17 protein-coding genes are annotated in these 18,513 nt (G+C 72.4%); 10 read left to right on the plus strand and 7 right to left on the minus strand.

The genetic code is table 11. The annotated features are described in order from the left end of the window. Nucleotides 1–12: 12 nt before the first annotated feature. On the plus strand, nt 13–459 hold the full coding sequence (locus ACWDRB_RS34470; protein WP_449900769.1) for a hypothetical protein: 447 nt from the start codon (nt 13–15) through the stop codon (nt 457–459). Nucleotides 460–475: 16 nt separating this feature from the next. Here ACWDRB_RS34470 and ACWDRB_RS34475 read toward each other — a convergent pair whose 3' ends face one another. Beyond that, on the minus strand, nt 476–1,972 hold the full coding sequence (locus ACWDRB_RS34475) for an MFS transporter (RefSeq protein ID WP_449900771.1): 1,497 nt from the start codon (nt 1,970–1,972) through the stop codon (nt 476–478). Between the two features lie 89 nt (nt 1,973–2,061). On the opposite strand from ACWDRB_RS34475, the gene ACWDRB_RS34480 reads away from it, so the two are divergent. Next, complete coding sequence (locus ACWDRB_RS34480) at nt 2,062–5,217, plus strand: BTAD domain-containing putative transcriptional regulator (protein ID WP_449900773.1); 3,156 nt, start codon at nt 2,062–2,064, stop codon at nt 5,215–5,217. 3 nt (nt 5,218–5,220) lie between these two features. Here ACWDRB_RS34480 and ACWDRB_RS34485 read toward each other — a convergent pair whose 3' ends face one another. Then, nucleotides 5,221–5,664, minus strand: a complete 444-nt coding sequence (locus ACWDRB_RS34485; protein WP_449900775.1) for an SRPBCC family protein — start codon at nt 5,662–5,664, stop codon at nt 5,221–5,223. Nucleotides 5,665–5,761: 97 nt separating this feature from the next. Here ACWDRB_RS34485 and ACWDRB_RS34490 point away from each other — a divergent pair, with 97 nt between their 5' ends. Both ACWDRB_RS34490 and ACWDRB_RS34495 read left to right on the plus strand, forming a co-directional pair. Next, nucleotides 5,762–6,976 carry an amidohydrolase family protein gene (locus tag ACWDRB_RS34490; RefSeq protein ID WP_449900777.1) on the plus strand — a complete coding sequence of 405 codons (1,215 nt, stop codon included), beginning with the start codon at nt 5,762–5,764 and terminating at the stop codon, nt 6,974–6,976. 11 nt (nt 6,977–6,987) lie between these two features. Continuing rightward, nucleotides 6,988–8,016: an alpha/beta hydrolase gene (locus ACWDRB_RS34495; protein ID WP_449900779.1), complete on the plus strand. Its 1,029-nt coding sequence runs from the start codon at nt 6,988–6,990 to the stop codon at nt 8,014–8,016. On the opposite strand, the gene ACWDRB_RS34500 is transcribed toward ACWDRB_RS34495, so the two are convergent. Next, nucleotides 8,013–8,555, minus strand: a complete 543-nt coding sequence (locus ACWDRB_RS34500; RefSeq protein ID WP_355191258.1) for a TetR/AcrR family transcriptional regulator C-terminal domain-containing protein — start codon at nt 8,553–8,555, stop codon at nt 8,013–8,015. The genes ACWDRB_RS34495 and ACWDRB_RS34500 overlap by 4 nt on opposite strands. A gap of 80 nt (nt 8,556–8,635) precedes the next feature. Between ACWDRB_RS34500 and ACWDRB_RS34505 the strand changes: the two genes are divergently transcribed. Genes ACWDRB_RS34505 through ACWDRB_RS34515 form a run of 3 tightly spaced genes read left to right on the plus strand, consistent with a single transcriptional unit; the run spans nt 8,636 to nt 11,313 of the window. Continuing rightward, a complete protein-coding gene (locus tag ACWDRB_RS34505; protein ID WP_449900782.1) occupies nt 8,636–9,790 on the plus strand; it encodes an FAD-dependent oxidoreductase in 1,155 nt (384 codons plus the stop codon). A gap of 41 nt (nt 9,791–9,831) precedes the next feature. After that, nucleotides 9,832–10,458 (plus strand): TetR family transcriptional regulator, encoded by a 627-nt coding sequence (locus ACWDRB_RS34510; protein ID WP_449900784.1) that lies wholly within the window; start codon nt 9,832–9,834, stop codon nt 10,456–10,458. A 15-nt stretch (nt 10,459–10,473) separates the two neighbouring features. After that, nucleotides 10,474–11,313: an NAD(P)H-binding protein gene (locus ACWDRB_RS34515; protein ID WP_449900786.1), complete on the plus strand. Its 840-nt coding sequence runs from the start codon at nt 10,474–10,476 to the stop codon at nt 11,311–11,313. A gap of 21 nt (nt 11,314–11,334) precedes the next feature. Here ACWDRB_RS34515 and ACWDRB_RS34520 read toward each other — a convergent pair whose 3' ends face one another. Beyond that, nucleotides 11,335–12,303: a hypothetical protein gene (locus ACWDRB_RS34520; RefSeq protein ID WP_449900789.1), complete on the minus strand. Its 969-nt coding sequence runs from the start codon at nt 12,301–12,303 to the stop codon at nt 11,335–11,337. 108 nt (nt 12,304–12,411) lie between these two features. Then, nucleotides 12,412–13,173: a dienelactone hydrolase family protein gene (locus tag ACWDRB_RS34525; protein WP_449900791.1), complete on the minus strand. Its 762-nt coding sequence runs from the start codon at nt 13,171–13,173 to the stop codon at nt 12,412–12,414. A gap of 297 nt (nt 13,174–13,470) precedes the next feature. Between ACWDRB_RS34525 and ACWDRB_RS34530 the strand changes: the two genes are divergently transcribed. Continuing rightward, nucleotides 13,471–14,892, plus strand: a complete 1,422-nt coding sequence (locus ACWDRB_RS34530; protein ID WP_449900793.1) for an ankyrin repeat domain-containing protein — start codon at nt 13,471–13,473, stop codon at nt 14,890–14,892. Between the two features lie 102 nt (nt 14,893–14,994). Here the strand turns inward: ACWDRB_RS34530 and ACWDRB_RS34535 are convergent, their stop codons facing one another. Continuing rightward, a complete protein-coding gene (locus ACWDRB_RS34535; protein ID WP_449900795.1) occupies nt 14,995–15,837 on the minus strand; it encodes an SDR family NAD(P)-dependent oxidoreductase in 843 nt (280 codons plus the stop codon). 90 nt (nt 15,838–15,927) lie between these two features. Here ACWDRB_RS34535 and ACWDRB_RS34540 point away from each other — a divergent pair, with 90 nt between their 5' ends. After that, nucleotides 15,928–16,506 (plus strand): TetR/AcrR family transcriptional regulator, encoded by a 579-nt coding sequence (locus ACWDRB_RS34540; RefSeq protein ID WP_449900798.1) that lies wholly within the window; start codon nt 15,928–15,930, stop codon nt 16,504–16,506. A 218-nt stretch (nt 16,507–16,724) separates the two neighbouring features. On the opposite strand, the gene ACWDRB_RS34545 is transcribed toward ACWDRB_RS34540, so the two are convergent. Next, nucleotides 16,725–17,123, minus strand: coding sequence for a VOC family protein (locus tag ACWDRB_RS34545; RefSeq protein ID WP_449900800.1), 399 nt, complete (start codon nt 17,121–17,123; stop codon nt 16,725–16,727). 92 nt (nt 17,124–17,215) lie between these two features. On the opposite strand from ACWDRB_RS34545, the gene ACWDRB_RS34550 reads away from it, so the two are divergent. After that, nucleotides 17,216–18,205, plus strand: coding sequence for a helix-turn-helix transcriptional regulator (locus ACWDRB_RS34550; RefSeq protein WP_449900802.1), 990 nt, complete (start codon nt 17,216–17,218; stop codon nt 18,203–18,205). Nucleotides 18,206–18,513 lie beyond the last annotated feature (308 nt).

Below are 18,513 nucleotides of genomic sequence, written 5' to 3' on the forward strand. Positions count from 1 at the left end.
CGATTCGGACCTATGAGTTCCGATACTTCCGTTCTCGTAAGGCGGGCGGGCGGGATGTTGGTGTTCCTGGGCTGCGTGCACCTGGTCGCCACCGCCGTGCTGAGCGCCGAGCACATTCCGGGCTGGTTCGGCGGGAGCATGTGGTTCTTCCCGCCGGGGCCGGAGGACCTGTCGCGGCTCGCGCCCGGCGTGGGGGCGTTCTGGCTGGTCTGGGGGAGCTTCGCGGTGCCGCTGGGGCTGGTCGGGGCGCTGGTGGTGGGGTTCGGGCGGCGGGGGCAGGTGCCGCCTGCCTATCTCGGGATCGGGGTAGGGGTGTGGGCGCTGGGTGGCGCCGCGCTGTTCGAGCCGTCGCCGTTCGTGCTCGCGGTGGTGCCGGCCGTGCTGCTGCTGGTCGCCCATCGCCGGGAAACCGTGGAACGCGACGACGCCGGACGGGCCTCGGAGGCCGGTCCGGCGTGAGTCGCGGTACAGGGGGTCATGCCGCGTGGCGCCTGAGGATGGCGAGCGTGAGGGCGGCCAGGCCGATGAAGGTGATCGCGCTGACCAGCGCCACCGTGTTGAGCCCCGTGGTGAACGCGGCCCGCGCCAGGTCCAGCAGGTCGGGCTGGTCCTTGGCGGCGATCACCGCGGCGGTGACGCTCTCGCGGACCGCCTCCACCGGCAGGTGCTCGGGGAGCTGCCCGCGGTAGACGGCGCTGCCGAGGCTGCCCAGCGCGGCCACGCCCACCGCGACGCCGAACTCGCCGCCCGTCTCCGACAGCGAGGCCGCGGAGCCGGCCTTCTCCGCCGGCGCGGCCGTCATGATGACGCCGTTGCCCACGCCCATCGGCAGCGCGATGCCCGCGGAGGCCAGGACGAGCCCGGCCACGACCAGCCCGGTGCCGCCGGCGCTCGGCACCTGCGTGTGCAGGAACAGCCCGACCGCGCCCACGGCGAAGCCGCCGGCCATCACGTACGCGGTGCCGACGCGGCGGGCGAGGGCGGGGGCCAGCGTCAGGGCGACGATCATGGCGAGGTTCTGCGGCACGAGCCAGAGACCCGCCTCCAGCGGGGACATGGCCTCGACGGTCTGCAGGTACTGGGTGGTCATCAGCGTCGTCCCGGCCATCACGACGCCGCCGAGCAGCATGGTCCCGAGCGTGGTCGCGAAGGCCCGGTTGCCGAACAGGCGCAGGTCGAGCAGGGGGTCGGCGAGCCGGCGCTGCCGCCGTACGAACACCACGGCGAACGCCGCCCCGGCCACGACCGCCGCCACGGGCACCGGGTGCCAGCCGCTCCTCGCGATCTCCTTGAGCCCGTACACGACCGGCAGGATGGTCGCGAGCGACAGCGCGACGCTGGCGAGGTCGAGCCGGCCCGCGTTCGGGTCGCGGTACTCGGGCAGCAGCGTCCGGCCGGCCACCAGCAGCGCCACCATGAACGGCACCCCCATCAAGAAGGCCGCCCCCCACCAGAAGTGCTCGAGCAGCAGCCCGCCCACGATCGGCCCGGCCGCCATGCCCAGCATGAAGCAGCCGAACCAGAGCCCGATCGCGGTCCCCATCTGCTTGGCGTCCTGGAACATGTTCCTGATCAGCGCCATCGACGACGGCATCAGCGTCGCCCCCGCGATGCCGAGCAGCGCCCGGGCCACGATCAGCATCTCGGCGCTCACCGAGTACGCGGCCACCACCGAGGCCGCGCCGAACGCCGTCGCCCCGATCATCAGCAGGCGGCGCCGCCCGATCCGGTCGCCCAGCGTCCCCATGGTGACCAGGAACCCGGCCAGCATGAAGCTGTAGATGTCCATGATCCAGAGCTGCTGCGGAGCGCTCGCCCCGAGGCCGGTGCTGAGGTGCGGCAGCGCCAGGTAGAGCACGCTGACGTCGACCGAGAGCAACAGGGCCACGGAGGCCAGGACGGCCAGCCCGGTCCATTCCCGGCGGCCCGCGCGGGTGCCGGGAAGTGTGCCCTCGAGTGTGGTGGTGTTCATCTCGTTCCCCTTTCAGTTGTCTTCACAGTGCTGTTAGGGGCTTCCGATGTTCTTTTCGTGGACTTAAGGCCGCGCATAAGGTGACGGTCATGCGTTTTGGGGTGCTGGGTCCGCTGGCCGTGTGGACGGATGCCGGCGAGAGCGTCACGGTTCCCGGGCTCAAGGTACGGGCGCTGCTCGTGGACCTGCTCGTCCACGAGGGCCATCCCGTGTCCGTGGACCGGCTGGTCGACGACCTGTGGGGCGCGGAGCCGCCGGGCAATCCGGCCGGGGCGCTGCAGGTGCGCGTCTCGCAGCTGCGCAAGGCGTTCGAGGACGCCGAGCCCGGCGGCAAGAACCTCGTCGTCTCCCGCGCCCCCGGCTACCTGCTGCGCCACGAGGACGGGGCCGTGGACGCGGCGCGCTTCGCCGGCCTGCTGGCCCGGGCGGAGGCCACCGACAGCCCGCGGACCAGGGCGGGGCTGCTGGCCGACGCGCTGGCGCTGTGGCGAGGGCCGGCGTACGCCGACTTCGCCGACGAGGAGTACACCAGATCGGCCATCCTGCGCCTGGAGGAGCAGCGGCTGTCCGCGCTGGAGCAGCACGCCGAGGCGCGGCTGGAGCTGGGCGAGCACGGCCTGCTGGTGGGCGAGCTGGGCGATCTGGTGGCCAGGCATCCGCTCAGGGAACGCCTGCGCGCCGTCCACATGCGGGCCCTCTACCGCGCGGGACGCCAGAGCGAGGCGCTGGCCTCGTACGGTGAGCTGCGGGACCGGCTGGCCGACGAGCTCGGCCTGGACCCGGGACCCGAGCTGGTCGCCCTGCACCAGGCGATACTCGGGCAGGACCCGGCCCTGAGCGTGCCCGCCGACCGCCCCGTCACGAACCTGCCCGCCTCCGTCAGCAAGCTCATCGGCCGGGACGAGGCCCTGGCCGAGGTGTGCGCGCTGGTGGGCGACGAACGGCTGGTGACGCTCACCGGCAGCGGCGGGGTCGGCAAGACCCGGCTGGCGCTGGAGGCCGCGAACCGGCTGGTGGACGGGTTCGCGGACGGGGCCTGGCTGGTCGCGCTCGACCAGGCGTCCCGCTCCCCCGCCGAGGCCGTGCTGGCCGCCCTGGACATCCGCGAGGACGCCGGCGCGCCCGCCGGGGAGCCGGCCTCCCAGGGGGACCGGGCGCTGGAGCGGCAGCTCGGCGCGGCGCTCAGGGCCAGGCGGATGCTGCTGGTCCTGGACAATTGCGAGCACGTGGTCGAGCAGGTCGCCGAGCTGGCCGAGGCGCTCCTGCGGGCCTGCCCCGACCTGCGGATCCTGGCCACGAGCAGGGAGCCGCTGGCCGTGGCCGGCGAGGTGCTGTGGAGCGTGCCGCCGCTCGACGTGCCGGGCAGCGCCGATCTGGCGGTCATGGCGCGTTCGGACGCGGTCAGGCTGTTCGTGACCAGGGCCGCGGCCTCCGCCCGCGGGTTCGCGCTCGACGCGCGCAACGCGGCGGCCGTGGCGCAGCTCTGCCTGCGGCTCGACGGCATCCCGCTGGCGCTGGAGCTGGCCGCGACCCGGGTGCGGGCGCTGGGCGTCCAGGGCGTGGTGGCCAGGCTGGACGACCGGTTCAGGCTGCTGGCCTCGGGGCAGCGGGGCGCGCCGGCCCGCCAGCAGACGCTCACCGCGGTGATCGACTGGAGCTGGGACCTGCTGTCCGACGACGAGCGCCGCGTCCTGCGCCGCCTCGCCGTGCACGCCGACGGCTGCACGCTGGAGGCCGCCGAATCCGTCTGCGACGCCGCCGAGCTCGACGTGCTCGACCTGCTGGCGCGCCTGGTCGACCGCTCGCTCGTGGTCGTCGTCGAGGCCCCCGCCGGCGTCCGGTACCGGCTGCTGGAGTCGGTGTCGGAGTACTGCCGGGCCAAGCTGTCCGACGCGGGCGAGCTCGACCGGGTACGCCTCGCGCACCTGCGCCACTACCTGGCGATGGCCGTACAGGCCGAGCCGGAGCTGTACGGGCACGACCAGCGGGACTGGCTGCTGCGCCTGGACGCGGAGGCCGCCAACCTGCGGGCGGCGCTCGACACGGCGGTCGCCGGCAAGGACGCCGACAGCGCGGCCCGGCTGGTGAACGCGCTGGCCTGGTACTGGTTCCTGCGCGGCCGGCTGGCCGAGGGCCGGCGGTCGCTGGCGGCGGCCCTGTCCGTCGATGGGGCCGCCTCCCCGGTCCGGGCGCGGGCGGCGGCCTGGGAGGCCGGGTTCGCGCTCATCCTGGGCGAGGAGGTCGACTGGGAGCCCGTGCTGGCGGCGGTCGAGGACCCGGGCGAACGGGCCAGGGCCGAGCTGTTCGTGAGCATGCACGTCAAGGACATGCCGACGGGGCAGGAGCTGGTGGGCCGGGCGCTGCCCACGTTCAGGGAGACCGGCGACCGGTGGGGCGTCGCGGCGGCGCTCGCCAGGCAGGCCAGGGACGCGTTCACGACGCGGGACATCCAGGCGCTCGAACGGACCGGCGAGGAGAGCGCGCGGCTGTTCACCGAGCTGGGCGACCGGTGGGGGCTGCTGCAGGCCACGGCCTGGCTGGCGTCGCTGGCCGAGATGGCGACCGACGCGGAGCGGGCCACCCGGCTGTTCGGCGAAGGGCTGCGGATGGCCGAGGACCTGGGGCTGTGGCCGGAGGTCTCCACGCGCATCGCCTGGCTGGGCTGGATCGCGATGCAGACCGGCGACTACGACCGCTCCATGGAGTTCTGCGAGCGGGCCATGAAGCTGGCGCAGAGCCAGGGCTACATGGAGGGCACGATCATGGGCGAGATGGGCCTCGCCTTCGCCGCGCGCCGGGCCGGGCGGCTGGACCTGGCCGAGACGCATCTGCGCCGGCTGCTCGAAGGGGTGCCGCGCGGCGCGGACGTCGAGCCCCCCTTGTACGTGCCGGACACGCTGATCGAGCTGGGCTACCTCACGGAGCTGCGCGGGGACCCGGCCGCGGCCATGGAGCTGCACGTGGAGGCGCTGGCCGCGGCCCGCAGGATGGGCGACGTCAGGACGATGGCGTTCGCCGTGGAGGGCGCGGCCTCGGCCGCCGGGCCGACCGAGAAGGCGGCCGTGCTGCTGGGGCTGGCGGCCGCGGCCAGGGAGCGGAACCAGACCCCGGCGGGGGCGGCCGAACGGGCCGACGCCGAGCGGGCGGCGGCGCGGGTACGCGAGGCGCTCGGCGAGGAGGCCTTCGCGGCCGCGTACCGGGAGGGCGCCACCCGCAAGCTCGACGAGGCGGCCGACCTGCTCTGAGGGCTAGGCAAGGTACTCGGCCAGGCGGTCGAAGAACTCGATCCAGCCCGCCTTGGCCTGCTCGGCGTGCGCGGGGTCGGTGTTGACGCCGTACTGGTGGAAGCGCATCCCCGTCTTGCCGTCCGCCTCGGTGAAGTCGATCGTGACGACCGACGCCGGCCCCTCGCCCGGGTTGTCCGGGTCGCCCGTGGTGAACACCACCCGCTCCGGCTCCGTCACCTCGCGGTAGGTGCCGTCCAGCGTCGCCTCGAACCCCTCCTCGCCCACCAGCGTGGCCCGCCAGACGCCGCCGGGGCGGGTGTCCAGGGTGATCCGGCCGACCGGTGTGCTGAGCATCCGCGGCCCGAACCACTGCGAGAAGCGCTCCGGCTCGGTCCAGGCGGCCCACACCAGCTCGCGGGGGGCGTCGAAGAGGCAGTTGATCTCGTATTCGGCGGTCTGGGTCATTGTCGTGTCCTTTCCGGTTCGTTCGATGGCTCAAAGGTCGCAGGGCGCGCTTCAGATCTCCTTCTCGTGGCCTTAAGGCGCGTGGCAGGCTGGCGGTATGAGGATCATTCGCGCCGCCAGAGTGCTCACCGGCCGGCCCGGAGAGGTGATCGCCGACGGCGAGGTCCTCGTCGACGGCGACCGGATCGTCTCCGTGGGGCCGCGCGGCAGCTGGGGCGAGGCCGCCGAGGTCCTCGACCTGCCGGGCCACACGGTGCTGCCCGGGCTGATCGACGCGCACGTCCACCTGGGGTTCGACGCGAAGGTGGACCCGGTGACCCGGCGCAGCTCCGAGAGCGACCACCACCTGCTGTTACGCATGGCCGAGAACGCGCGCAAGCTCGTCTCCGCCGGCGTCACCACCGCCCGCGACCTGGGCTCGCGCGGCTTCCTCGACCTGGCCCTGCGCGATGCGATCGAGGAGGGCCTCACGGTCGGCCCGCACATCGTGGCCGCCACCAGGCCCATCACGATCACCGGCGGCCACTGCTGGTACATGGGCGGCGAGGCCGATGACGAGCCCGCCATCCGCCGCGTCGCCAGGGAGAACCTCCGGGCGGGCGCCGACTGCCTGAAGGTGATGGCCTCCGGCGGCCTGATGACGCCGGGCGCGCCGCCGAGCTGGGTCCCGCAGTATGGCACCGAGCAGCTCAGGGTCGTCGTGGAGGAGGCCGCGTCGCGCGGCAAGGGCGTCGCCGCCCACGCCCACGCGCACGCCTCCATCCGCAGCTCCATCGAGGCGGGCGTCACGACGCTTGAGCACTGCACGTTCTTCGGCCCGTCGGGGCACGACTACGACGCCGAGCTGGCCGACCTCGTCGCGGCGAGCGGCACGTACGTGTGCCCCACCGTGCACGGCGTGTTCTGGCGGATGCGCGAGGCCTACGGGCCCGAGATGATCGACGCCTGGCTGAACGCGGTGGCCGCCATGCGGGAGGCCGGGATCCGGCTCGTCGCGGGCACCGACGCCGGGTTCACCAACGGCGGCATCGCCAACGAGACCGACGGGTACGTCGCCGGCCTGGAGGTGTTCGCGGAGGCCGGGTTCGGCCACGCGGAGATCATCGAGATGGCCACCGTGCGCGCCGCCGACGCCTGCGGGGTGGGCGGGGTGACCGGCAGCCTGGAGGCGGGCAAGCGGGCCGACCTCATCGCGGTCAAGGGCGATCCGCTCGAACGCCTGGCCGACCTGCGCGATCTCACACTCGTCCTGATCTCCGGTCGTTCCGTCACGCAGACGGGCATCGACACGGTGACCTCGTCCGTCGGCTGAGAGGATTCTTCATGCTGCCCTGGTCCGCCGAGCTGGCCGGCCGTCTCGACCACGCCGTCATCGACAGCGCCCTGCTGCGCGGCAACCCCCTGGGGGATCCGCACGAGCGCCCGATCATGGTGTACGTCCCGCCCGGGTACGACGACGATCCCTCCCGTCGCTACCCCTCGATCTACGTGCTGCTCGGCTACACCGGCCACGTCGCCATGTGGCTGAACCGGGCTCCGTTCCGCCAACCGTACCCGGAGCTCGCGGACGCCGCCTTCGCCTCCGGGGAGGCCCTGCCCGCGATCGTCGTGTACGTGGACGCGTGGACCTCGCTCGGCGGCAGCCAGTTCCTCGACTCCCCCGGCACCGGGCGCTACCACTCCTACCTGCGGGACGAGGTCGTGCCGTGGGTGGACGCCCGCTACCGCACGATCGCCGACCGCGACCACCGGGCGGTCACCGGCAAGTCGAGCGGCGGCTACGGGGCCATGGTCACCGCGATGCTGGCGCCCGACGTGTTCGGCGCGCTGGCCACGCACGCCGGCGACGCGTTGTTCGAGGTGTGCTCGCGCGGGTCGTTCCCCGAGGTGGCGCGCAGGCTGCGGGACATGTACGACGGCTCGTACGACACGTTCCTCGCCGACTTCCGCGGCCGCCCGGCCGGGACCAAGGAGGGGGACCTGGAGCTGCTGGAGATGTACGCGTACGCGGCCGCCTACTCCGCGGACCCCGACGGGACCGTACGCGTGCCCTTCGACGACACGGGCGCCGTCGTGCCGGAGGTGTGGGAGCGCTGGCTGTCCTGGGATCCCGTGCTGATGGCCCCGCGGCACGCCGAGGCCCTGCGCTCGATGCGGGCGATCTGGGTGGACGCCGGGAGCAAGGACGAGTACTTCCTGGACTTCGGGGCGGTGGCGTTCCGGCGGGCGCTGGAGGCGGCGGGCGTCAAGGACGAGAACGTCTATTTCGAGCTCTTCGACGCCGGCCACGGCGCCATCGAGTACCGCTACCCGCTCGCCCTCGCCTGGTTGTCCCGCCGCCTGACCCCTTAGGTCCGCAGGCTGCGCACGCCGGCGAGGATCAGCTCCAGCCCGGCGCGGAAGGCCGCGTCGCGCTGCTCCCGGGGCCAGGTCTCGGCCTTCCTGGCCTGCTCCTCGACCGTGTAGCCGTTCACGTAGGCCATGACGGTGTCCACGGCCACGGCGGCCCTGTCCGCGGGGATGCCCGCCGCGGCCAGGGCCGCTATGAGCGCGTGGAAGCCGGCCACGGCCTCGTCCCCCGCGTGCTGGAACGTCGCCATGAGGCGGGCCCCGTCCCGGTGGGCCAGCATGAGCTCGCGGATGCCGATCGCGACGATCCGCAGCTGCTCGTCCCAGGGGCCGTCGAGCGGCGGTGCGGGGCCGTCCTGCGGGGTGACCAGGTGCGCGACCATCGCGTCCAGTAGCGCCTGTTTGCTGGGGTAATGCCGATACAGCGCCCCGGCCTGCACCCCGAGCCGGCCGGCCAGGCGGCGCATGGTCAGCCCGTCCAGGCCGACCTCGTCGAGCAGCTCGATCGCCGCCCGGAGGACCTGGTCGCGCCGCTCCCCCATGAGACCTCCTTGACAGTACGGCTCCGCTTACGTGAACAATGTACACGTGAACGTTGTTCACGTCGGACAGGGAGGACGGCATGAGCGGACAACGGGTTCTGGTGATCGGGGCGGGCCTCGGCGGGCTGGCCCTCGCGCACGCGCTGGTGCGCGCGGGGATCGACGTACACGTGTACGAGGCCGACGACGGCAGCGGCGATCGTTTCCAGGGCTACCGGATCGGGCTGGCGCCGCTCGGGTGGGCGGAGCTGCGCGCCTGCCTGCCGGAGCGGCTGTACGCGCTGGCGGAGGCGACCAGCGGCGACCTGGACGGCCCCGGGCTGCTGTTCGACGAGCGGCTCACGCTGCTCAGCAGCGACCTGCCCGAACCGCCGGACGAGACCCGGGCGGTCGATCGCCAGGTGCTGCGGCGGATCCTGCTCGGCGGACTCGGCGACCGCGTCACGCACGGCAAACGCCTGACCGGGGTCGCCGAGACCGGCGAGACGGTGACGGCCCGCTTCGCCGACGGCACCCAGGCCACGGGCGACGTGCTGGTCGGCGCCGACGGCGGCAACTCGGTGGTCCGCCGCCACGTGGCCCCCGAGGTGGGCCACGTCGATGCCGGCCTGTGCGGCGCGATGGGCCGCACGCCGATCACCGAACGCTTCGCGGAGCTGGTGCCGGGCCGGGGCACCATGGTCAAGGGCCCGGGGATCACGCTGATGCTGGGCCGCATGCGGTTCGCCAGGGAGCCCTCGGAGGCCGCCGCGGAGCTCGTACCCGGTCTGGACCTGCCCCATCGGGACAGCTACGTGCGGTGGGTGCTGCTCGTGCCCCCGGAGCACCCGGCGTCGCGGCAGACCCTGGTGGACGCCCGCGAGCTCGTCCTGGAGCTCATCGACGGCTGGCACCCCGACCTGCGGAATCTCGTGCGCTCGGCGGACATGAGCGCCGCGGGCCCCGCCAAGGTCTACGACCGTCCCGTGCCCGCGTGGCCGGCGGGCCGGATCACGGTCCTCGGCGACGCCGCCCACCTGACGCTGGCCAGCGGCGGCAACGGCGCGAACACCGCCATCCAGGACGCCCGACGGCTGGGCAACCGGCTGGCCGAGGTCCACCGGGGCGAGCGGGACCTCCGGTCGGCGCTGGCCGAATACCAGGCCGACCTGCTGGAACGCGGGAACGCGGCGGTGGAGCACGGCAAGGAGGCCATGAAGCGGTTCGTCCCCACGGACTCTCAATCATCTAGGTGACACTTGTCAACCAAACGATTGATGCTCTACCGTCCTTGCACATGGCGGCACGAAGGGCGCCGCGCCCTGAGGAGCGCGGCAAGGCGGCGGAGCTGACGCGGGAGCGGATCCTGCGGGCCGCCGTGAGCGAGTTCGGCGAGAAGGGATATTCCGGCGCGCGCACCGCCGGGATCGCCGCCCGCGCCGGCGTCAACCAGCAGCTGATCTCCTACTACTTCGGCGGCAAGCAGGGGCTGCTGGAGGAGCTGCGGCGGCGCCGGCAGGCGGACGAGGCCGCGTCCGACGCCTCGTCCGTCTCGTTCGCGGAGTCGGTCGGGGCCCAACTGGAGCGCACGCTCGACGACCCGGAATGGGCGCGGCTGGTGGTGTGGCAGGCGCTGGGCGACTGCCCGTTCGCCGACGCCGAGGAGGGACAGCGGTTCGCGCAGGCGCAACGCGCCCGGATGGCCGAGTCGCTGGAGCGGATGCGCGGGCGGCAGGCGGCCGGGGAGGTCACCGATCGGGTCGATCCGGCGTTCGCGCTGCTGGTCGCCTATGCGGTGGTGTTCGCGCCGATCACGATGCCGCAGTTCGTCCGGGACATCTTCGGCGACGACCCGCTCTCGCCCGAGGTGCGCCGCCGCCTGCACGGTGAGCTGGTCAGGCTTCTCGGCCAGGCCGAGGATTAGGGAGGTTCTGCGGCAATGGTGATGGTGGTCTTCGGGGCTCGGGGCAGTGTGGGGCGCCATGTCGCCGCCGGTCTGCTGGCGGCCGGCGAACAGGTGCGGGTGACGAGCAGGGACCCGGAAAGGGGCGGCCTGCCCGCTTCCGCGGAGGTCGTGGCGGCCGATCTGGACCTTCCCGAGACGTTGCCCGCCGCGCTGGAGGGCGCCACGAAGGTGTTCGTGTACGCCAAACCGGACGGTGTCGCGGGCTTCGTCGAGGCGGCCAGGTCGGCCGGGGTGCGACAGGTGGTGCTGCTGTCGTCGGCGGCGGTCGCGATCGAGGGCTCCGAACACAACCCGATCGCCGTGCACCACCAGGTCGTCGAGACGGCCGTGGAGGGCTCGGGGCTGGACTGGACGTTCATCCGGCCGGGGATGTTCGCGACGAACACGCTGTGGTGGTGGCAGGCGGCGATCCGGGGCGGGGGCGCGGTGCGGCTGCCGTACCCGGAGGCCGAGACCGCCCCCATCCACGAGAAGGACCTGGCGGCGCTCGCGGTGACGGCGTTGACCGAGCCCGGGCACGAGCGGCGGGCGTACACCGTGTACGGGATGGAATCGCTCACGTTGCGGCGGCAGGTCGAGCACATCGGGGAGGCGATCGGGCGTCCGATCGCCGTCGAGGTGGTGTCGGAGGCGCAGGCGCGGGAGGAGATGGGCCGGACGACGCCGGCGGTCGGCGTCGAGGTGATCATGAAGCAGTGGGCGGCCCGCGACGGCATACCCGCGCAGACCTCGACTGCGGTGGAGAAGGTGACCGACCGCCCGGCGCGCACGTTCGCCGAATGGGCCGTCGACCACGCGGACGACTTCCGCTGAGCGCGGGTGCGGCCGGCGTCTTCACCTGTTCTGCGGGGGTGTCTTCTTCCTGCGGCCGCGGCGGGGGCTCGATCCGCGCGGGTTCTGCGGCGGTCCGGGCCTGGGCTCGACTCCCGGCGCGTACCCGGGTGAGCGATACAGGGGCCGGCCTCCGTACCAGCCCCACATGAGGCAGATCAGCCCCACGAGCAGGGCCAGGACCGGCACCAGGTAGAGGAGCGCGTCGAGCCGGAGCAGCCCGGCGGCGGTCACCCCCGTGATCGACGCGACCAGCACCCAGCCCGGCCCGTGCCAGTACGGTTTCCCCAGCGGCCTGTCGGACTCCTCCCAGCCCCGTGGGGTGCGCCGCCGGAGCCGCCCCGCCGGCCACAGCCGCGTGCCGTCCCCGGTGATCACGACCGCTCGCCTGAACGGCCCTCCCCCGATCCGCACCTGCGCCTTCAGTCCCTCCGCCCGCTCGTCGACGGCGGGATCCCAGTGGACCCGCTGGTAGTACGGCCTCGCCCCGCGCTCGGGGACGAGCTTCAGGTACGGGCTGAACCAGCGGACCCCCTTCGTCCTGTACTCCAGGATCAGCGGCCGGACCTGCCACCGCACCTCGGCCGCCGACGCCGCGTGCCGGTTGAGCAGGAACCGGGCCAGCACCAGGACGAGCCCGAGCCCGTAGACGCCCGCGACGACGAACGGAGCTCGCCTGAGCATGTCCCCGGGAGGGGGCACGTCCTCATGCCCGGCGGGGAACACCAGACCGCCGGGCTCGGCCGGGTCGTAGCGGATGGGCAGCACCGAGCCCCGCACGAAATGTTCGGAGTCGGCCTGGATCATCGTCTGATGGCTGTTCCTGCCGTCGGACCAGTCCAGGTAGAACATCTCCGGATTGCCCCGGTCGTCGAAGTCGATGTACTGGACCGTGGCCGCGGCCCGCGCCGTGGCGCGAGACTCCGCGTCGGCGACACCGGCGGCCTGGACCGCGAGTACGCCGAACGCCACGAGCGCTCCCAGCGTGAAACCCCCGAGCGACACCAAGGCGATACGCGATATCGGCTGTAAGCCATGCACCCACACAGTTTGGCGCGAGGGTCTTTCGCCACGCTTTCATCAGTCTGTCGCCGTTCTCCGCGCCTTCCGTCCGCCCAGATGCCGGGCGAAGAACCGCAGCGAGCTGTCCGTCTCGAACCGCGGCAGATCCCCGTGCTTGCCGGGATTGGCGTGCAGCGTCTTCTCGGCCGAAGCGAAGGCGTCGAACAACGCCAGGCCCTCGGCCCGCGGCACCCGCTCGTCGTCCCACTGGAGCAGGAACCGCACCGGTACGGTGATACGCGCCGCGGTCTCGGCCAGCGTGGTCGCCCCGAGCAGGCCCAGCACCGCGGCGCCGACCCGGGGTTCCGCGGCGACGAACGGGACACCGAGCCCGCAACCCATCGACACACCCCAGTAACCCGCCGGACCTGCGCCGACGTGGTCGAGCTGCTGGAGCGCGGTCAGGACCGCCTGCCATTCCGCGACGGCCTGACCAGCCAGAAGAACGTGCATGGCCAGGACCTGCGCGGTCGCGTCCTCGCCGGCGGCCGCACGGGCCCGCATCTCGGTCGCGATCCGGCCGAACTCCTCGCCCTTCGGCCGCTCGCCGTGGTTGGGCGCGTCGATCGCGGCGACCGCGAACCCGCCCTCGGTGACGAAGTCGTGCGCGCGGGCCAGGATGCCGGGCGCCTTCTTGTGCTGCCCGCCGCCGTGTCCCATCAGGATCAGGGGACGAGTGCTCGGGGCGGCTTCCGGCGTCCACAGCACGCCGGGGATCTCGCCGAGGGTGAAGAGCTGTTCGGTGACGCCGTCCGACGACGTCCGGGAGATGAAGCGCATGGCGATTCAAGCCTTTCGGGAGGCCTTCTGCGGGCGCTCCCTAGACCATGCGTGGGAGGGAGCCCCGACCTGTCACAGCGTTGATCGGTCTCACCTCCTCGAGTTCGCGGCGATGCACGGCGCCGCCGAAGCTATCACAACACGTGGAGGGAGTACGCTGTGGCTGGCGTTTCGGGACGCGACCGGTCCGCGGAAAGGGCTCAGCCCACCCGATCTTCATGGTGTTCAGTCATGGTGCAGTTCCTCCTTTTCGGCCTGAAGATGCGGACGTCGGGCATAACCGGAAGGGAGGTCTTCGTGGCGAACCGTCTGCCCGAAAACCCCAGCCTCGACCACCTGAAGAACGAGGCCAAGCAACTGCTGCGCGGCGTACGCGCGGGCGAGCTCCGCGCACTCGCGACAGTCGGCGGATGGTATCCGGGAGCGCCGTCAGAACTGCGGTTGGCCGACGCGCAACTGGTGGTCGCCCGCAAGTACGGCTTCACCAGCTGGCCGCAGTTGCGGGCACACCTGGCGATGCTGGGCAGGTTCGCGCGCCGGCCGCACGAGGTGGGCCCCTCGGCCGACCCCGCGACCGAGTTCCTGCGGCTGTCCGGCCTGGCCTACCACGGACCCGCGAGGACCGAGGCGGCGGCGCGGCTGCTGGACGGCCATCCCGAGACAGCCGGCGCGTCGGTGTGGACGATGGCGGCGCTCGGCGACGCCGCCGGGACGGCCCGCGCGGTCGCGTCCGACCCCGCGTCGGCCCGGGCCTCCGGCAGCCCCTTCGGCTGGGAGCCGCTGCTGTATCTGACCTGTTCACGGGTGGCGCAGGCCGACGCCGTGGGGACGGCGCGGGTCCTGCTGGACGCGGGAGCCGATCCGAACGCCGGCTACCTGCCCGAGGGGCTCGGACCGCCGTTCACCGCCTTGACGGGCGCGCTGGGCGGTGGGGAGCTGGGGCAGCCGCCGCATCCGCGGGACCTGGAACTGGCCCGGGTGCTCCTGGAGGCCGGGGCGGACGCCAACGACGGCCGGGCTCTGTACAACCGCGGAGTCATGGACGACGACACCGGCTACCTGGAGCTGCTGCTGGAGTTCGGGCTCGGCGGCGGGGACGGCGGGCCATGGGCGGCCAGGCTGGGACGCGTACAGGACTCCCCGGCCCGCATGCTGGCGAACACGGTGCTGACGGCCGCGTTGCGTGGCCAGGCAGGCCGGATGCGGTGCCTGCTGGCACACGGAGCACCCGCGGACGCCAAGAGCGACGGGCATCCGTTCTTCGGCGGGCACACGGCGCTGGAGCTCGCGCTGCTGGGCGGGCATACGGAGGTCGCGCGGCTCCTGTCCGACGCGGGGGCCTCCGGCACCCTGCGCGGGCTGGACGCCGCGGAGGCCGCGATCATGCGAGGGGATCGGGAGCAGGCCGGGCACCTGCTGAGCGCCGATCCCGGACTGGCCGGGCAACTCCTGACGCGGCGGCGGGATCTGCTCATCAGGGCCGCGGAGTACGGCCGGGTGCCTGCCGTACGGCTGGCCTGCGGGCTGGGGTTCGACGTGAACGCGCGCCTCCCGGCGACGGCGTTGCACAAGGCGGCGCGGGCAGGCGACCTGCCGATGGTGCGAGCGCTGGTGGAGTTGGGAGCCGACCCGTCAGTACGGGAGCACGACTACGACGCCACGCCGCTGGAGTGGGCACAGTTCGCCGGTCGGGCCGAGGTGGTGGACTTCTTGCGCTGATCACCACCATCTCGTCATCAAGCGTCCCGGTCTCCGCACGCCCCCAGCCTCCGCGGCGACCCAGCTTGCTCCTTGCGCTTGCTGCGGGACCGCCGCGGTGCGTTACCGAGTTGCGGCGATCTGTCCGAGCAGGTCCGTCGTCACGCGGTCGAGGCGGGCCGCGGCGTCCGGGTCGAAATCCTTGCCGGTCATCGGCAACGGCTTGCCGCGCATGTAGGCGGTGACAGCGGATCCGGGCGCGGCGTCCAGCAGTGCGGCGATCGGCACGATCGCCTTGCCGACCGGCATCGCGAAGAACCGGGCGAGCGCCTTGGTGACGGCACGCCTGGGCTGCGGCAGCGGGTCGGCCATGCTCGTGTTCACGAAGCCGGGGTTGTAGAGGACATAACGCGTACGGGCGGCCGGGTGGCGAGCGGGGAAGCCGGCTCCCAGCAGGTCGTTGCAGCGCGAGGACTGCATCGCCGCGCGCATCCCCGTGTAACCGTCGCGCCATTGGAGGTCGTCCCAGTTGACGCGGCCCGGCAGGCCGCCGGGTCCGGCGATGTTCATCACGACGGGCGCCTGCGCGCGCTCCAGGTGCTCCATCAGGCCGTGGCCGATGACGAACCGGCTCAGGTAGGCGAGCGCGAAGGTGAACTCCAGCCCGTCCGCCGTCTCCTCGCGCTTGGGCCGGAACCGCTGGGCCGCGAACACCAGCCCGTCCACGGCCTCGGTGGTCGCCATGACCTCCTCGACCACCTGCCGCATGCCCGCGACGGTGCTCAGGTCGGCCCGGAGAAACACGGCCCTGCCCTCGGCGCCGAGCCGGTGCGCCTCGGCGAGAAAGGCACGCCCCTTGTCCTCCCCGCTGGCCACGGCGATCACGCTGTCCCCGCGCCGCAGGAAATGCAGCCCCAGGCCCTTGCCCATGCCGTCCGTGCCGCCGGTGATCACGTATGTACGCATTCCCGAGCCCTCTCAAGTCATCGATCGGTGACAAGAATGCTAGGCCTGGTGGATGGTTAAGTCAACGTACGATGACTTAGGATGATTTGCATGGACCAGCCGAAACGCCGCGACAAAGCCGCCACCCGCGCCAAGCTGCTCGACGCCGCCCGCCTGCGCTTCGCCCGCCAGGGCTACGACGGCACCGGCGTACGTGAAATCGCGGCCGACGTGGGCGTCGATCCGGCTCTGGTCTTCCGCTACTTCGGCTCGAAGGAGCAACTCCACGAGGAGGCTGTACGCGTGGAGATCCCGGCCGGCCTCACGGACGATCCGGCGCGTCCGCTCACCCACATCACCGACACGCTGCTGCACGATGTCGTCTTCGCCGACTGGGAGCAGTTCGCCGGCGAGCACCCGCTCCTGGTGATGCTGCGCTCCGCGGGACGCCCGGCCATCCGCGAACAGTTGCGTACGCAGATCTGCGAGGGCTACCTGCCCGACTTCGCCGAGCGGATGGGCGGCGAGAACCCCGCCCTGCGGGCCGAGATGGTGGGCGCGCTGCTGCTCGGCATGGGCGTGATGCGCTCACTCCTCGGCAGTCCCGCCCTGAGCGAGGCCTCCTTCGAGGAGACGCGCGCGCTGGTCGCCCGGCTGGTCACGGCCTTGAGCGATCAATCCCCTCGATAACCCCAGTTATGCGCCTTTTGTCGCGGAGCGACGACCCGGCGTGGGGCTGACCCGAGTCACCCGCTCAACATCGCCACGACCGTCCGGAGGACGCAGGGTTCTGCACGAGTGGCGCGAGAAGACGGAGAAGGGCGAGGTCATCGGGAACCGCATGATCGACGGCCACCCCTCGGTTCTCGTGGGCAGGGTGCGGCGTTCGTGCTCGGCGGTGCGTGGCGTCAACCTGCGAACTTCTCGACAGCCGCCGGGGTGACGGGGGTGAAGAAGTTGACAAGGTTGCCGTCGGGGTCGCGGAACAGCAGCGACCGGTTGCCCCAGGGCATCGTGGTGGGCTCGTTGACGAAGTCGGTCACGAAGCCGGTCAGGTTCTGGTGAACGCGATCCACGTCGTCGACGAGGAACTCGGTGATCACGCTGTGGTTGTCCGCCGGGCGGGCAGAGCCCGGGGCGAACAGCGGGACGGTGCGAGTGCCGGCGATCGCGAGGGTGGCCTTGGGGGTCTTGAGTTCGGCGAAGTCCTCGGTGGCCCATATCGCACGCACCCCTGTGGCTCGTTCATAGAACTCGACGAGGCGCGCGACGTCGCTGGTGATGATCCGAATCGAGACGAAGTTCATGGGGAGCTCCTTGGCTGTGCTGGCGTCGTGCGCTTCGCAGCCTAGGAGAAATAGTGGACAGAATCGGTCCTGTATTCGCATAGGCTGCGAACATGCCTCGACCCACCGGGCGCGTGCTGACACTCCTGGAGTTGCTGCAGTCGGGCGGCATCCGGACCGTGGCCGAACTCGCCGACCGGCTCGGCGTCGAAGGACGTACCGTGCGGCGGTATGTGGACCAGCTGATCGATCTCGACGTGCCCGTGGAGTCGGTGCGCGGCCGCTACGGCGGGTACCGGCTCGCTCCCGGGTACCGCCTGCCGCCCCTCATGCTCAGCGACGACGAGGCGCTGGCCGTGCTGCTCGGCCTGGTCGCCGGCCGCCGAGCAGGGTTGATGACGACGCAGCACACGGCGAGCGAGACGGCATCGGCCAAGATCCGGCGGGTGCTGCCCAAGCACATCGCCCGCCGGCTCGACACACTCCTGGAGTCTCTCGCCTTCACGGATCAGCCCGGCGAGTTCGCCGCCCCGGACGCCGGAGTCCTGCTCACCATCGCCGATGCGGTACGCCACCGCCGACCGGTCTCGATCCGATACACCGACCGCGACGGGCGGCTCAGCGAACGCACGCTGCACGCGTACGGGATCGTCGCCCATTCGGGCCGGTGGTACGTCACCGGCAACGACGCCCGGATCGGCGAGGACCGAACCTTCCGGCTCGATCGCATCGCGGACGCGAGGGCCCTGCCCGGCTCATTCGACGCGCCCGAAGGTCCGGGTCCGGCACAGCGCGTGTTGTCGGGGTTCGCCACGGCTGAGTACCAGCATGAGGTGACCTTGCGGATCCACGGGACAGTTGAGCAGATTCGCGCCCACCTTCCCGCCAGCGTCGCGAGCCTGGAGGAGCACGAGCCCGCGGCCGGCGAGGACCGGGCGAGCGAGCGCTGGCTGCGCGTCGAGCTACGGGTGGAGCGGCTCGACTGGTTGCCTCCGGCACTCGCCGCACTCGGCCGGCCGTTCGTCATCGAGCGCCCCGACGAACTGCGCGACCGCGTCATCGCGCTCGCCGATCACCTCGCGTCCTACGCCCGCCAAGGCTGACGGCGAGGAACCAATGTCATGAGGTGGCACACCTGGTCGTCGTCCAGCAGGGGCCGGCCGCCGGACGTGACCAGGCCGAGGGCGAGGACCGAACGGTCAGCGCCGGCACCACCGTGGTGCGCGCGCACCAGCACGCGAACCGCACCGGCTTTCCCGAAACCAGCTCCTGTCGCACACCGAGTTACCGGCTCTGGCCCGAACTCGGGGGTATCTGCTGGTGTCTCGCCCGTTCAAGGGTGTCGGCCGGCCCACGGGGGCCTTTGGCGAGCGGGGTGGGCTCCAGCAGGCCAGACCGGTAACCGGCCCAC

It is taken from the genome of Nonomuraea sp. NPDC003707 (assembly GCF_053587055.1).